Origin of the sequence: Frankia sp. AvcI1, from assembly GCF_001420875.1 — a bacterium.
Classification (GTDB): Bacteria; Actinomycetota; Actinomycetes; order Frankiales; family Frankiaceae; genus Frankia; species Frankia alni.
Genome location: NZ_LJFZ01000044.1, coordinates 1 through 13251 on the forward strand (window position 1 = coordinate 1; position 13251 = coordinate 13251).

The following is a 13251-nucleotide window of genomic DNA, read 5'->3' on the forward strand; positions in this document are numbered from 1 at the left end:
CACCGCCACCACCAAATCCACCGAACGAGGAACCCGAACCGCCACCACCCGATCCGGACCCGCACCCCGCTCCACCAACCAATGCGCCAACTGATTCGCCCGCCGATCCAACTCCCCATAACTCAACCGCACACCCTCACCAACAACCGCCACCCGATCCGGAGCCGACGCCACCCGCGCCTCAAACACGTCCGGCAACGTCCCCCCCACCACCCCACGACCCGTCTCATTAACCCCACCCACCAACCACTCCCACTCCCCAGCCCCCAGCACATCCACCGCACCCACCCGCACACCAGGATCAACAACCAACGCCTCCAACACCCGCACCAACCGAGCCGCGATCCCCTCCGCCGTCACCCGGTCGTAGAGGTGGTTCTGGTAGTCCAGGGAAAGGCGCAGATAGGGGTCGGCGGAATTGAGGGTGAGCGGATAGTGGGAGCCCGCGAACGGCCGGATGCCGTCAATCGTGAATCCGGCGGCGTCGTTCGCCTCGACGAGACCCTCGCGGTCGATCGGGAAGGACTCGAACACCACGATCGTGTCGAACAGCGCCGGCAGCCCGACACCCCGCTGGATGTCGGCGAGCCCGTAGTGATGGTGGTCGAGCAGCGCGGTCTGCCGCTGCTGCAGCTCGATGACGACGTCGGCCAGGCTGAGGTCCGGCCGGCACAGCACCCTGACCGGCAGGGTGTTGATGAACAGGCCGACCATCGCGTCCGAGCCCGGCAGGTCCGCGGGGCGACCGTTGACGGNGGCGCCGAACACGACGTCCTTCTGCCCGGTCAGTTTCGACAGCAGAACCGCCCAGGCAGCCTGCAGCAGCGTGTTCAGCGTGACCCCGAGTTCCGCGGCGCGCTTGGCCAGCTCGCGACCCTTGTCGATCGACAGNGGAACCTCGACCCGACCCAGCGCGGACGGCGTCTCCCGCGTGGGGGTGTGGGCGGCCACCAGGGTCGGCTGGTCGAGGTCGGCGAGCTCCGCAGCCCAGACCGTGGCGGAGNCCTGCCGGTCCTGCGCGGACAGCCAGGCCAGGTAGTCGCCGTAGTCGCGGGCCGGGGGCNGGTCCCGCGCACCCGCGTAGAGCCGGATCAGGTCCTCGATCACCAGCGGTGAGGACCAGCCGTCGAACAGGGCGTGGTGCGCCGTGATGACCAGCTTCGCCCGCTGCGGCCCGGTGGTGAGCAGCGCCAGCCGGGTCAGGGGCGGACGGGTCGGAGCCAGCCGGTCGNCGCGGTCCTCGGCGAGGTAGCGCTCGAGCGCCGCCTCCTGCTCGGCGTCGGTGCGGCCGGTCAGGTCGAGGTGCTGCCAGGGCATGTCGACGTGCTCCGGCACCACCTGTACCGGGTCGCCGCCGGCCCCGGTGACGAAGGCCGCGCGCAGGTTCGGGTGGCGCTCCAGGAGAGCCTGCCCGGCCCCGCGCATGCGCGNCGGGTCGACGTGTCCGGAAAGGTGCAGCACGAACTGCATGTGGTAGACGTCGAAGGAGCCCTCGGCGAGCTCCGCCTGGAAGAGGATCCCGGACTGCGCCGGCGGCAACGGCCAGACCTCGGCGAGCCGGCCGTAACGTGCCTCCCAGATCTCCAGATCGTCCTGGCGCACCGCGACCAGCGGGGTGTCGGACGGCGTCAGCCCGCCCACCCGGGGGCCGGCGGCGTACGCGGCCATGCCGCGCAGCACCTCGACCCACAGCTGCGCCAGCTCGGCGACCCGTTCCCGGGACAGCAGCCCGGTGGGGAACATGAGCACGGCCTGCAACTGNCTGCCCTCGGCGGCGTCCGTGGCGACCGCGTTGACCTCCAGCGCGGACAGCGCCGGCAGGTCCGGATCCGGCTGCGGGACCAGCTCGGTGGACCAGGACGCCGGCCCCCAGCCGACTGCCCGCAGGTGCTCGGGCACGTCGGCGTCGGAGATGCGGCCCAGGTAGTTGAACCCGATCTGCGGCGCCGGACGGTTGGCGAGCGCCGCGGCGGTGTCCGGGTTCAGATACCGCAGCAGGCCGAATCCCACCCCCCGGTCCGGAATGNCCCGCAGCTGCTCCTTCACCAGCTTGATCGCNCTGNCGGCGGTGGCACCACCCGCGAGCACGTCGGCCAGGTCCAGCCCGCGCACGTCGACCCGGGCCGGGTACATGCTGGTGAACCAGCCGACGGTCCGGGAAAGGTCCGCCCCGGGCACCACGCTCTCCTCGCGNCCATGCCCCTCGAGCCGGACCAGCGTCGCGCGCTGCGCGCCGCGCCACCTGTCCACCGCGAGGGCGAGCGCCGCCAGCAGCACGTCGGTCCCGGTGCCCCGGAACGTCGCCGGCAGGGTGGTCAGAACCGCCTCGGTCACCTCCGGGGACAGCCGCACCCGCACGCTGTCGACCGTGGCCATCACGTCCACGGCCGGGTCGAACGCCCGCGCGCCGAGCGGGGGGTTCGGCACGGCGAGCACGTCCTGCCAGTGGGCGAGTTCCGCCGCGCGCGCCGGGCGCAGCGCCTCGGCCTGCAGCGCCGACAGCCAGCGGCGGGCGGACGTCCCGACCGGGGGCAGGGCGGACGTGCCGCCGCGACGCGACTGCTGCCAGCTCTCGGCGAGGTCGGACATCAGGATGCGCCACGACACCCCGTCCACCACGAGGTGGTGCAGCACCACGAGCAGCCGACCCGCACCCGACGCCGCGGTGAACCAGACGAAGGCGGCCATGATCCCGGCCCGCGGGTCGAGCCGCCCGACCGCGTCGTCCAGCTCGGCCTTCGCCACCGCCAGCAGCGCCGGCTCGTCCCACCGGCCGTCGCAGGCAACCCGGTGGATCAGATCCGCCGCCCGCGCGGTGCCGGTCGCCGGCACGACGAGGGTCGGGTCGTCGTCACCGATCAGCCGCGCGCGCAGCAGGTCGTGCCGGTCGAGCACGGCGTCCAGCGTCGTGGCCAGTTCACTCGCGTCGATGTCGGCGGGCAGTTCCAGCGCCATCGCCATGGCGAAGCGGTTCATCCCACCGCCGTGGCCGAAGACATGCCGCGCCACCGGCGGCAGCGGCATCGGTCCGATCCCGCCGCCCGGCTCCTCCGCGAGCACGGGCACCCGCGCTCCGCGGACCCGGGCCGTCTCCGCGAGTCTGGCCGCCGTCCGGGCCTCGAAGATCTCCCGCGTGGTGACCTCCAGGCCGCGGGCGCGGGCCCGCGCCACCACCTGGATCGACCGCAGGCTGTCACCGCCCGCCGCGAAGAAGTCGTCGTCGATACCAACCCGCTCCACGCCGAGCACGTCCGCGTAGGCCGCGGCGATGATCCCCTCCGCCTCGGTGCGCGGCGCGCGGTAGGNCTCCTCCACGAACTCCGGCTCCGGCAGGGCCGAGCGGTCGAGCTTGCCGGTCGGGCCGTACGGCAGCTCGCCCACGACCACGAACGCCGAGGGCACCATGTAGTCGGGCAGCCGGGCGGCGAGGAAGCGCCGCAGTTCCGCCGCCGACGCCCCGGACTGCATGTCCACGTCGCCGATACCGCCCGCGCCGTCGTCACCGACGGCACCCTCGCCGGTATGCACCACGTACGCGACCAGCCGCCGGCCACCCGAGGGCGCCTCCCGGCCGACCACCACCGCCCGGCTGATGCCCAGGTGCAGCTCGCACACGGCCTCGACCTCGGCCGTCTCGATACGGAAGCCGCGTACCTTCACCTGACCATCGCCGCGACCGACGCACTCCAGCCGGCCGTCGGCGTCGCGACGCGCCAGGTCACCCGTGCGGTACATGCGCTCGCCCGGGTGACACCACGGGTTCGCCACGAACCGCACGGCGGTCAGGCCCGGCTGGCCGTGGTAGCCGCGGCCGAGGCAGCGTCCCGCCACGTACAGTTCACCGACCACGCCCGGCGGGACCGGAGCCAGTCCCGGGCCCAGCACGTAGGCACGCATGTTTCCCAGCGGGGTGCCGATCGGCGCGACCTCGGCCTGGGGCGACGGCTCGGACGCCGCGAGGGAGAACGTCGTGGCGTAGAAGCTCTCGCTCTGCCCGTAGCAGTTCACGATCCGGGCGTCGGGAAGGGCCTCGCGTACCTGCCGGANCAGCCGGGTCGGCAGCAGGTCGCCGGCGAGGACCACCGAACGCACGCCAGACGTGCTCGGCAGGTGGTCGACCAGTTCCCCGAGCACCGACGGGACCGCGCTGATCACCTGGCCGTGCCAGCCCTCGCGCTCGCCCAGGACCAGGGCGCTCGGTACGACCTCGGCCGTGCCGCCGGTGGACAGGGCGGTCAGCAGCTCGAAGACCGAGACGTCGAAGTTCACCGAGGTGCCGGCCAGCATCCGCCAGCCGGCGGACGGGCTGAGCACGCGGGCCAGTTCCCGCACCCCGTTGACGACACTGCGGTGGGTGATGGCCACCGCCTTCGGCCTGCCCGTGGAACCGGACGTGTACATCACGTACGCCAGGTTGTCCGGGCCGAGCGGCGGGACGCGGCCCGCGCCGTCCGCACCGTCACCGCGGGAGTCCCAGCCGTCGCGGTCGTCGAGGGTGAGGACCGAGAGGTCGTTGGGCGGCAGGGCCTGCCAGGTCGCGACGTCGGTGACCGCGAACCGGGNGGCGGCATCGGACAGCACGACGTCGACGCGTCCGGTCAGGTACTTCGGGTCCAGCGGCAGGTATCCGGCGCCGGACTTGAGGATGCCGAGCAGGCCGACCACCAGGTCCTCGGTGCGCGGCAGCGCCAGGATCACCAGGTCCTCCGGCCCGGCGCCGCGCCGGACGAGCTCACGGGCGACGCGGGTGGCGCGCTCGTCCAGCTGCCGGTAGGTCAGGGTCCGCTCCTCGCACACGACCGCCGCGGCGTCGGGGGTCCGGGCCACCTGCGCCTCGAACAGCGCCGGGATCGTGAGGTCGCGAGCCGCGTCGGCGCTGTCGTCGAGCCCGGCACGCAGTTGCTCCCACTCGGTCTCGTGGAGCACGTCGATGCCGCCGATCCGGCGGCGCGGGTCGGCGGTGAGCTCACGCAGCACCCGGACGAACCGGCTCGCGAGATCCTCGACCGTCTCCCGGTCGAACAGGTCCGTCGAGTACTCCAGGCGGCAGCCCGCCCCGCCCTCGGCGTTCGGGATCATGTTGAAGAACAGGTCGAACTTCGCCGTCGCGGTCTCGAGCGTCTCGTTCGTGACGTCCAGGCCGGCGAACTCCAGCCGGCCCAGCGGCTCCTGCCAGGCGAGCATCACCTGGAAGAGCGGGTGGTAGGCGGTGGAGCGGTCCGGGTTGAGCAGCTCCACCAGCCGCTCGAAGGGCATGTCCTGGTTGTCGTAGGCGGCCAGCGCCCGCTCCCGCACACGCTGGAGCAGCTGGTGGAAGGTCGGATTCCCGGACAGGTCGACGCGCAGCACCCAGGTGTTGACGAAGAAGCCGACGAGGTCCCGCAGCTCCTCGTCGGTGCGCCCCGCGATCGGCGCGCCCAGGGGCACGTCGTCGCCGCATCCCAGGTGGTACAAAAGCACAGCCAGCGCCGACTGCATCACCATCGACACCGTGGTGTCCTGCTCGGCCGCCAGCGTCTCCACCAGGCGGGTCAGGCCGGNGTCGAGGGAGAACTCGACCAGTCCACCCCGGGACGTCATCGACCGGGGACGCGCCCGATCCGTCGGGATGGCCAGCGGCTGGGCGAGATCGGCCAGGGCCTCGCGCCAGTAGGCAAGCTGCCGGGCCGCCAGACTGTCCGGGTCGGACTCGTCGCCGAGCACGTCCCGCTGCCACAGCGCATAGTCCGCGTACTGCACCGGAAGCGGCTCCCACGCGGGGGCCGCGCCCTGCCGGCGGGCTGCGTAGGCGGTGGTGAGGTCGCGCAGCAGCGGCCCGAGGGACTCCCCGTCCAGCGCAATGTGGTGCACCACCAGCACGAGCGTGTGCTCGCGCGGTCCGCACCGCAGCAGCTTCGCGCGGATCGGGGCGTCGGCGGCCAGGTCGAAGTGCGCGGTGGCCACCTGTTCGACCGCCGCCNCCCGCTGCTGTTCGGTGACCTCGGCGACGGGCAGGTCGAACCGGTTCTCGCCGGGGGAAAGGATCCTCTGGTGCGGCACGCCGTCGTCGCCCTCGACGATCACCGTACGGAGAACCTCGTGCCGGTCGATGACATCCCGNAGCGCCGCCTGCAGCGCATCNGCGTTCAGGTCACCAGTCAGTCGGAGGGCAAAAGCGCCGTTGTAGGTCGCCGACGGTCCTTCGAACCGGTCCACGAACCACAGCCGACGCTGNGCGAACGACAACGGGATCATCGTGTCTCCAAATCGGCAGGTCAACCCGGAGGGTGACCCGGAAGTCAGCTCTGGTCGAGCACGGCGAGGAGTTCGTCGTTGTAGAAGTCGTCGAGGGAGCACGCGCCCGACACCGTCGAGAAGTACCGGTCGATCAGCTCCTGGTGGCCGACCAGTTTTCCCAGCAGTTCCGTGCGCCCCTCGGGCCTGAGCTCGGCCACGTTCAACACACCCTGGTAGAGGTTCAGGAACTCGTCGCGCAGATCTTCCTCGTAGGCTTTCAGGGNGACCTCGAGGGCCGCCTCGTCGTGCAGTCCCTGGCCGATGCGCTCGGTGAGAAGACGGGCCTGGATGAAGGCGTCGGTGATGCCGCGGGCGGTAATGGAATCCTTGTGGTGCACCGCGTCGCCGAGCAGTACCCANCCGGGNCCGAAAGCCTTGCGGAAGTAGTTCTCCTGCTGGCCGGTGCCGTACAGTCGCTCCACTCGGCGGCCCGCCGCCATACNCTCGTACAACGCGGGCGCCGTCGCACGGACCGCTTCGAGGTAGGCCGCCTCCACCCGGGTGCGTACCCTGGTGAACTCCGCCTGCGGGAAATAGGTCATGACCAGGGTGAGATCGTCGTTGGTCGGGATCACACCGATCCAGCGTCCCGGCCGCTCGTACAGCTCGAAGTGCGCGGGCACTCCGGCCCAGTAGCTGTAGTACGTGCAGGTCATCCGCGGATGCTCGATGACGTTGCCCGCGCCGGCCCGGCGGGCCACCACGGACCGCATCCCGTCCGCGCCGACGACCAGCCAGGCCCGGTCCGTCGCCACCGCCCCGCCGGGCGTGGTGTATTGCACGCCGACCACCCGGTCGCCGTCGAAGAGCAGGTCCGTGACCTCGCAGGATTCCCGGAACTCCACTCCGGCCGCCACCGCGCCCGCCGCCAGGATCGGGTCGAGCACGAACCGCCTGGGGGCGTAGGTGGTCCGGTTGCCGTCGACCGGCAGGGAGAAACCGGCCAGGCGCACGCCCGGCGCGGTGTAGCTCTGCTGGTCGATCGGCTGGCAGCCCGCGTCCCGCAGGTCACCCAGCAGCCCCCACCGGTCGAGCAGTGCCACGCCCGGCTGGTGGATGTAGTGCGAGGAAAGGGTGTCCCGCGGGAACTGCGCCTTCTCCNGCAGCAGGACCCGGTATCCCTGCCGGGCGAACAGCATGGCCGCCGGCGCGCCCGCGCAACGGGCACCTATGACAATGAGGTCGTACATGGCGCCTCTCCTAGCAGACACTAATGGTTCGCGACATGGTCTCGACCGGGCGTCGCCCGGCGGTCGAGAAAGCCGCCGGACGCCCACGGGAGGCCGGCAGCCGCCCGGTCCTAACCGGCAGTCACGTCCATGGACTCGATGTACGCGGAAATCGAGGCAACCGTCGGGTTGAGGAACATCTGATCGACCGGGACCTCGATGCCGAGCTCTTCCATGAAGGCGCCCTGGATCCTGGCCATGATCACGGACTGGCCACCCAGCGAGAAGAAGTCGTCGTCCACCGAGAGGTCATCGAGGCGAAGTTCGCGGCACCAGATGGCGCGCACGCTGTCGGAGATCATCATGGATCCCTTCACACTCATCGGCTTCGGCGACTACGCCGGCACGCCGTTGTCGGCGCGCTCGTTCCGGAGCTGCTCCGCCAGCGCCCGCCGGTCGACTTTTCCGTGCGGGCTCAGGGGAATACCCGCGACGCTGAGGAACCGGGCGGGCACCATGTTCCTGGGAAGTTTCCCGAGTAGTTGGGCACGCACCTCGTCCTCGGCGAGACCGTCTCGCTCCGAAACGATGAACGCGATCAGCTCGGGCTCACCCAAACCGGTCCGGTCCACCACCACGGCCGCCTGCCTGACGTCNGCCAGCCGGCCGAGCGCACGTTCGATGTCGGTCGGGTCGATGCGCATACCGCGCACCTTCACCTGCGCGTCCAACCGGCCGGCGACGACCAGCTCCCCCGCTCCGGTCACATAGCCGCGGTCACCCGTGCGGTACAGCCGGTGGNCCACACCGTCGACCTCGACGGTCGTGAAGCGCTCCGACTCGGGGCCGGTACCACCCAGGTAGCCGGCACCCACGCTCGTTCCGCAGATACAGATCTCGCCGTACTCGCCCGCCGCGACACCGTGCAGCTGCTCGTCGACGATGTGCAGCTCGGTGTTGTAGGCCGGCCTGCCGACCGGCGCGATGTTCTGCCCGCCCCGCCAGTAGTCGGCGAGGTCGTAGGACGACGCGACGTCCGTGCACTCGGCGACGCCGTACTGGTGGAGCAGGGTGCAGGTGTTTCCGGGCTGCCGGGCCCAGACCTCGATCCNCTCGGTGTGCAGCGGCTCTCCGCCGAAGAGAACATAGTCGAGCTGGGTGAGCGCGGTACCGCCGCGGGCGGTCTCCCACTCCACCAGCAGATACAGCGTGCTCGAGGCACAGTGCACGGTGCGAATGTCATGCCGGGTCAGGATGCGATAGGCCATCNCAGCGTCGAAGTTTCGGCTCGACAGCAGGTACTGGGTTGCGCCGCAGAACAGCGGCATCAGAAGGCTGCGCTGCGAGAGGTCGAACCCGAACGCGCTGACCACCAGATTGTTCGACCCCTGATGGAGACCGTACTCCAGCATCAGCCAGTTCAACAGGTTGAACCAGCCCTCATGGCGGACGGTGGCCACCTTGGGGGTACCGGTCGACCCGGAGGTGAAGACTGCGTAACACAGGTCGTCCCCGGTGACCGAAACGTCCGGGTTCTCCGGCGAGCGACTGCTGAGATCGGCGTCGATTCCGTCGAGGGAGACCAGGTCGGCGCGCGCCGATTCGACCAGGCCCGCCGTCGCCGCGGAGGTCACGACCAGGGCCAGGTCCGGAATCTGCGCAAGCAGCAGCCGGAGCCGCTCCGCCGGGTAGGACGGGTCCATGGGGACATAACACGCGCCCGCCTTCAGGGTGCCAAGAATGGCGACGAGAAGGTCGGCCGAGTAGTCGAGGCAGACGCCAATCTTGGCACCTCTCCCGAGTCCGCGCGCGAGGAGAAGATGNGCGAACTGGTTGGCCCTCGCGTTCAGTTCCGCGTACGTCAGCTGCTGCCCGGCGCAGACGACGGCAACTGCGGTGGGTGTGGCCTGTGCATGCGCTTCGAACTTCGTGTGGACGACGGGGGCCGAGGGCAGGGCGACCCGCTTTCCCTGGATAATCATCAACTGACTCCGATGTCGCGGATATCTGGCCGGACGAGTCGCCGGCGCGTCACGGGAACCACCCCGATTCGGCGCCGGCGGATGCTACGTCGTTAGGAGGCGTACCGATCGGCCGCATCGAGTACCTGCGTCACCCACTTGCCGACAGGCAGTCCGTGCGCGGCGGCCACTTTCGAATAGGAATCCAGTTGGCCGGCGGACAGCTCGATGGTGAGCGTGGTGGCCTGCTGTCGGCGGCGACCGGCGGAGGTCGATCTGATCGGCCGGGGTGCCGCCCGCCTCTCGTCACCGCCTTGCTCGGGGAGTTCGTCCTCCTGGGACTGCTCCGCAAGGCTGGCCCGGATCGCCCGACGAAGTTCGTTGCGCGACCAGTTCTGTTGTTCGGCCTTGCGTAGCCAGTAGTCCTGCTCAGGCGTCGACAGGCGGGTGACCTCGGCGTGATGGGCGAAGCTGAGCCCGTCCCGCCTGCGGTGATGCTCGAACCGGCGGGCCACCCACGCGTAGTTGCGGAGGGTCTGGTAATCAAGCCCGGTTCTCTCGATCGCCTCCTGGTAGCGGCGCCAGCCGTAGGCGGCCTCACCGAAGATCAACCAGTCGGCCAGCCACCACGCCGAGGAGTTGGTGAGTTCACGAAGACTGATCCCGATCTTTTCCCAGGATCGTTCGGACAGGTTCTGCGGGAACGTCATTCCCGACTTCTGCATCTTGGCTTCCAGCCCCATGAGGGACAGGGTCGCATCGCGCTGCGCCGGCTCAGCGCTGGATCCAACCGGCCGTATCTCCACACTGCTCGTGGCTCTCACCGAACACCACCCACAACCTTCATCTCGCAACCAGAGTTACGCCCCGCTTTTGAGCCGACTGCCAGCGTCAGCACCCAATTGGCGATCACTCTCACACCACCCTTTCCGGCCGTCCGNCCGGATCCAGTGGCGGATCAATCCACCGACATGGCCTCACGCAGGCTCTTCGGCCGCAGATCGGTCCAGTTCTGTTCGACGTACTCCAGGCACTCCGCCCGCGCCGCCTCACCGAAGACCACCCGCCAGCCGGCGGGCACCTCGACGAACACCGGCCAGAGGGAATGCTGCTCCTCGTCGTTGACCACGACGTAGAATCGGCCGTTCTCGTCGTCGAAGGGGTTCGTGCTCACATTCCACCGTCCTCGTCCGTCACCAGGTGACTCAAGAAGGGAATCGCAGGACCCGGNGCGATGTCTCCGGGCCGGGTGTCCTGTCGGCAGGACATCGCAGTCGCTCGAAATGCACAGCCCACGTTATGGCCCGACCGATGGTGCCACAAGGGGATGACGGTCTGTCGGCCCCCTGTCGCCNGGCCGAGACCCTTCTGCGGAGAACCCTCTGCACACCGTCCGGACGCTGTGCCACGATGTGCCTGCCGCGTTCCACGGACCGGCCCGCTCGTACCCGGATTCCTCGGATTCCGGACCGCGGCCGGCAAGAGCGCGTGGTTGCTCGTCGACCGCGCCGNCCAGGACTCCGCGACATCCCCCCGATGACCCCGGCGAGTACATCGGAAAGAAATCGCAATCAACACTGACGCGTAGCGGCGACACGCCTGCGCCGCACCGAAGAAAGGGACATCCGGATGGACGCTCTGGCGGAGGCCGTGCTCGCGGGCGCATCGCGCGACGAACTACTGAGCAAGGAGGTGCCGGCCGAGTACCTCGCCACCTATCTGCACGAGGACGACGTGCAGATGTTCGGCGGCACGGCCGACAAGGACGTGCGCCGGTCGCTACGGGTCGGCCGGGTGCCGATGCCGGAGCTGGCTCCGGACGAGGCCCTCGTCGCGGTCATGGCCAGCTCCATCAACTACAACACGGTGTGGTCGGCGATGTTCGAGCCGCTGCCGACCTTCGGTTTCCTGCATCGCTTCGGCCGCCAGGGCGGTTTCGCCGCCCGGCACGACCGGCCGCACCACGTGGTCGGCTCGGACGGCGCCGGCGTCATCGTGCGGGTGGGCTCGGGGGTGCGGCACTGGAAGGTCGGCGACCACGTGGTCATCTCGCCGGCCTACGTGGATGACCAGGAGGCCGCGACGCACGCCGACGGGATGCTCGGCGCGGAGCAGCGCGCGTGGGGCTTCGAGACCAACTTCGGCGGCCTGGCCCACTACACGGTGGTGCGGGTCAGTCAGCTGGTCGCCAAGCCCACCCACCTGTCCTGGNAGGAAGCCGCCTCGGTGACACTGTGCGGCGGCACCGCCTACCGGATGCTGGTCGGCGACCACGGAGCCCGGATCAAGCAGGGCGACATCGTGCTGATCTGGGGCGCCACCGGGGGTCTCGGTGCGTACGCGGTGCAGCTGGTGAAGGCCGGCGGCGGCATTCCGATCGGGGTGGTCNGCTCGGCGGAGAAGGAGCGGGTGCTGCGCCGGCTGGGCTGCGACGTGGTCATCAACCGCGACGANCTGGGTCTGGGAAACGGCACCGAGANCCCGGACGAGATGATCGACGCGGGCAGGCGGCTCGGCCGGCGGATCCGCGCCGAGGTGGGTGAGGACCCGCACGTAGTGTTCGACTACGTCGGTTCCGCCACCTTCGGCATCTCGGTGTTCGTGGTGCGCAAGGGTGGCGTGGTCGTCACCTGCGGATCCAGCACCGGCTTCCAGCACCAGTANGACAACCGCTACCNGTGGATGAACCTCAAGCGGATCATCGGTAGTCACGTGGCCAACCTGCAGGAACAGGTCGAGTGCAACCGGCTGNTGCAGCTGGGCAGGCTCGCCCCCGCGCTGAGCACGGTCTATCCGCTCGACGAGGTCGGTGAGGCCACGCGGCTGGTCCAGACCAACCGGCACATCGNCAAGGTCGGGGTGCTGTGCCTGGCCCCCCGCACCGGGCTCGGGGTCACCGATCCCGCCCTGCGCGCCCAGATCGGCGAGGAGCGGTTGACCCCCCTGCTGGAGCCGTCCGTCCCACGGCAGTCGCCGCGGCCGACCCCGATCGCCGTCTGACCGCCGCGGCCGTAACGGCACCCCCCGAGNACCGCCGCCGGCGCGTCACACCCCGACACGGAAAGAACACCCGGTCTCCGCCGTCCCACGAAAGGTGAACTCCCGATGTTCGTGCCCTGCCACTACCGAGCACCGAACGTGTCCATGATGGTCGACCTGATGCGGGAGAACCCGCTGGCGCTGATGGTGAGCAACGGGGCTCCCGGGGCGGTGCCGTTCGCCACCCATCTCCCCGTCATCACCGACCCCTGCTGGGACGGACAGGCCGGGCCGGACCTGGGCGGCATGGTGCTGCTGGGTCATCTGAACCGAGCCAATCCCCATTGGGNGGCGCTGGAGACCGGCTCGATGATCCTGCTGACGTTCACAGGCCCACACGCCTACGTCTCACCCACCGTCTACGGCCTCACGCCCGCGGCTCCGACCTGGGACTTCACCTCGGTGCACGTGCACGGAGTGGTCGAGAAGCTCACCACGACCGAGGAGACGCTGGAGGTGGTGCGGGCGACGGTGCTGGCCTTCGAGCAGGAGTTCGGCGACGGCTGGGACATGACCGACTCCCTCGGCTACTTCCGCCGGATCGTGCCCCGTGTGGGCGCCTTCCGGCTGCGGGTGACCGGCGCCCAGGGCATGTTCAAGCTCAGCCAGGAACAGACCCCCGAGATCCGCGAGCGGGTGGCGCGGTCCTTCGCCGCCCACGGATCCACGCGGCACGCGCAGACAGCGGAACTCATCAGCCGACTGCCGCACTGACACCGCTCACCATGGTGTGCCGAAAGGGGTTTGTACCCCGTCGGGGCGCGGACCCACCTCGACGTCCACGGTCGCGGACAGGCCGTCATCCC

Annotated in this window: 6 protein-coding genes and 32 pseudogenes; 9 read left to right on the forward strand and 29 right to left on the reverse strand. The window is 70.1% G+C overall.

The window, feature by feature from the left end:
* The 29 genes and pseudogenes from UK94_RS69630 to UK94_RS29370 all read right to left on the reverse strand — a co-directional run.
* Positions 1-755, reverse strand: a 755-nt coding sequence (locus tag UK94_RS69630) for a condensation domain-containing protein (protein ID WP_235490538.1), incomplete at both ends; no start/stop codon positions are given.
* Between the two features lies 1 nt (position 756).
* Positions 757-891: pseudogene (locus UK94_RS69635) on the reverse strand (condensation domain-containing protein); the annotation flags it as partial.
* Between the two features lies 1 nt (position 892).
* Positions 893-1003, reverse strand: a pseudogene (locus UK94_RS69640) (hypothetical protein); the annotation flags it as partial.
* Between the two features lies 1 nt (position 1004).
* Positions 1005-1063, reverse strand: a pseudogene (locus UK94_RS69645) (hypothetical protein); the annotation flags it as partial.
* Position 1064: 1 nt separating this feature from the next.
* Positions 1065-1231: pseudogene (locus tag UK94_RS69650) on the reverse strand (condensation domain-containing protein); the annotation flags it as partial.
* A 1-nt stretch (position 1232) separates the two neighbouring features.
* Positions 1233-1430 (reverse strand): annotated as a pseudogene (locus UK94_RS69655) (condensation domain-containing protein); the annotation flags it as partial.
* 1 nt (position 1431) lies between these two features.
* A pseudogene (locus tag UK94_RS69660) lies at positions 1432-1761 on the reverse strand (hypothetical protein); the annotation flags it as partial.
* 1 nt (position 1762) lies between these two features.
* Positions 1763-2026 (reverse strand): annotated as a pseudogene (locus UK94_RS69665) (hypothetical protein); the annotation flags it as partial.
* Positions 2027-2063: 37 nt separating this feature from the next.
* Positions 2064-2193 (reverse strand): annotated as a pseudogene (locus tag UK94_RS69675) (hypothetical protein); the annotation flags it as partial.
* Position 2194: 1 nt separating this feature from the next.
* A pseudogene (locus UK94_RS69680) lies at positions 2195-3273 on the reverse strand (condensation domain-containing protein); the annotation flags it as partial.
* A 33-nt stretch (positions 3274-3306) separates the two neighbouring features.
* Positions 3307-4046, reverse strand: a pseudogene (locus UK94_RS69685) (AMP-binding protein); the annotation flags it as partial.
* Position 4047: 1 nt separating this feature from the next.
* Positions 4048-4562: pseudogene (locus UK94_RS69690) on the reverse strand (AMP-binding protein); the annotation flags it as partial.
* 1 nt (position 4563) lies between these two features.
* Positions 4564-5540: pseudogene (locus tag UK94_RS69695) on the reverse strand (condensation domain-containing protein); the annotation flags it as partial.
* Position 5541: 1 nt separating this feature from the next.
* A pseudogene (locus tag UK94_RS69700) lies at positions 5542-5959 on the reverse strand (condensation domain-containing protein); the annotation flags it as partial.
* A 1-nt stretch (position 5960) separates the two neighbouring features.
* Positions 5961-6099, reverse strand: a pseudogene (locus UK94_RS69705) (hypothetical protein); the annotation flags it as partial.
* A 22-nt stretch (positions 6100-6121) separates the two neighbouring features.
* A pseudogene (locus tag UK94_RS69715) lies at positions 6122-6213 on the reverse strand (hypothetical protein); the annotation flags it as partial.
* Between the two features lie 287 nt (positions 6214-6500).
* Positions 6501-6635: pseudogene (locus tag UK94_RS69720) on the reverse strand (FAD-dependent oxidoreductase); the annotation flags it as partial.
* 7 nt (positions 6636-6642) lie between these two features.
* A pseudogene (locus UK94_RS69725) lies at positions 6643-6718 on the reverse strand (hypothetical protein); the annotation flags it as partial.
* Between the two features lies 1 nt (position 6719).
* Positions 6720-7377, reverse strand: a pseudogene (locus UK94_RS69730) (FAD-dependent monooxygenase); the annotation flags it as partial.
* A 1-nt stretch (position 7378) separates the two neighbouring features.
* Positions 7379-7466, reverse strand: a pseudogene (locus tag UK94_RS75410) (hypothetical protein); the annotation flags it as partial.
* A gap of 110 nt (positions 7467-7576) precedes the next feature.
* On the reverse strand, positions 7577-7807 hold the full coding sequence (locus UK94_RS29355) for a phosphopantetheine-binding protein (protein ID WP_041940409.1): 231 nt from the start codon (positions 7805-7807) through the stop codon (positions 7577-7579).
* 33 nt (positions 7808-7840) lie between these two features.
* A pseudogene (locus tag UK94_RS69740) lies at positions 7841-8101 on the reverse strand (peptide synthetase); the annotation flags it as partial.
* A 1-nt stretch (position 8102) separates the two neighbouring features.
* Positions 8103-8246: pseudogene (locus UK94_RS69745) on the reverse strand (hypothetical protein); the annotation flags it as partial.
* Between the two features lies 1 nt (position 8247).
* Positions 8248-8556, reverse strand: a pseudogene (locus UK94_RS69750) (AMP-binding protein); the annotation flags it as partial.
* 1 nt (position 8557) lies between these two features.
* Positions 8558-8714 (reverse strand): annotated as a pseudogene (locus tag UK94_RS69755) (hypothetical protein); the annotation flags it as partial.
* A gap of 1 nt (position 8715) precedes the next feature.
* Positions 8716-9268, reverse strand: a pseudogene (locus tag UK94_RS69760) (AMP-binding protein); the annotation flags it as partial.
* 1 nt (position 9269) lies between these two features.
* Positions 9270-9427, reverse strand: a pseudogene (locus tag UK94_RS69765) (peptide synthetase); the annotation flags it as partial.
* 92 nt (positions 9428-9519) lie between these two features.
* Positions 9520-10212: an LmbU family transcriptional regulator gene (locus UK94_RS29365; RefSeq protein ID WP_235490540.1), complete on the reverse strand. Its 693-nt coding sequence runs from the start codon at positions 10210-10212 to the stop codon at positions 9520-9522.
* 152 nt (positions 10213-10364) lie between these two features.
* A complete protein-coding gene (locus tag UK94_RS29370; protein WP_011603697.1) occupies positions 10365-10580 on the reverse strand; it encodes an MbtH family protein in 216 nt (71 codons plus the stop codon).
* 455 nt (positions 10581-11035) lie between these two features.
* Between UK94_RS29370 and UK94_RS69770 the strand changes: the two genes are divergently transcribed.
* The 9 genes and pseudogenes from UK94_RS69770 to UK94_RS29380 form a co-directional block, all read left to right on the forward strand.
* The coding region (locus UK94_RS69770) for an alcohol dehydrogenase catalytic domain-containing protein (protein WP_235490542.1) at positions 11036-11617 on the forward strand (582 nt) is incomplete at its 3' end.
* 1 nt (position 11618) lies between these two features.
* A pseudogene (locus UK94_RS69775) lies at positions 11619-11794 on the forward strand (crotonyl-CoA carboxylase/reductase); the annotation flags it as partial.
* A gap of 1 nt (position 11795) precedes the next feature.
* Positions 11796-11859: pseudogene (locus tag UK94_RS69780) on the forward strand (hypothetical protein); the annotation flags it as partial.
* A gap of 27 nt (positions 11860-11886) precedes the next feature.
* Positions 11887-12069, forward strand: a pseudogene (locus tag UK94_RS69790) (zinc-binding dehydrogenase); the annotation flags it as partial.
* A 15-nt stretch (positions 12070-12084) separates the two neighbouring features.
* A pseudogene (locus UK94_RS69800) lies at positions 12085-12157 on the forward strand (hypothetical protein); the annotation flags it as partial.
* A gap of 1 nt (position 12158) precedes the next feature.
* Positions 12159-12254 (forward strand): annotated as a pseudogene (locus tag UK94_RS69805) (hypothetical protein); the annotation flags it as partial.
* 1 nt (position 12255) lies between these two features.
* Positions 12256-12406, forward strand: a pseudogene (locus UK94_RS69810) (crotonyl-CoA carboxylase/reductase); the annotation flags it as partial.
* Between the two features lie 105 nt (positions 12407-12511).
* Positions 12512-12734 (forward strand): FMN-binding negative transcriptional regulator (locus UK94_RS69815; protein ID WP_268761709.1); only part of this gene is annotated, 223 nt, incomplete at its 3' end.
* 1 nt (position 12735) lies between these two features.
* Positions 12736-13159 (forward strand): annotated as a pseudogene (locus tag UK94_RS29380) (FMN-binding negative transcriptional regulator); the annotation flags it as partial.
* Between the last annotated feature and the right edge of the window lie 92 nt (positions 13160-13251).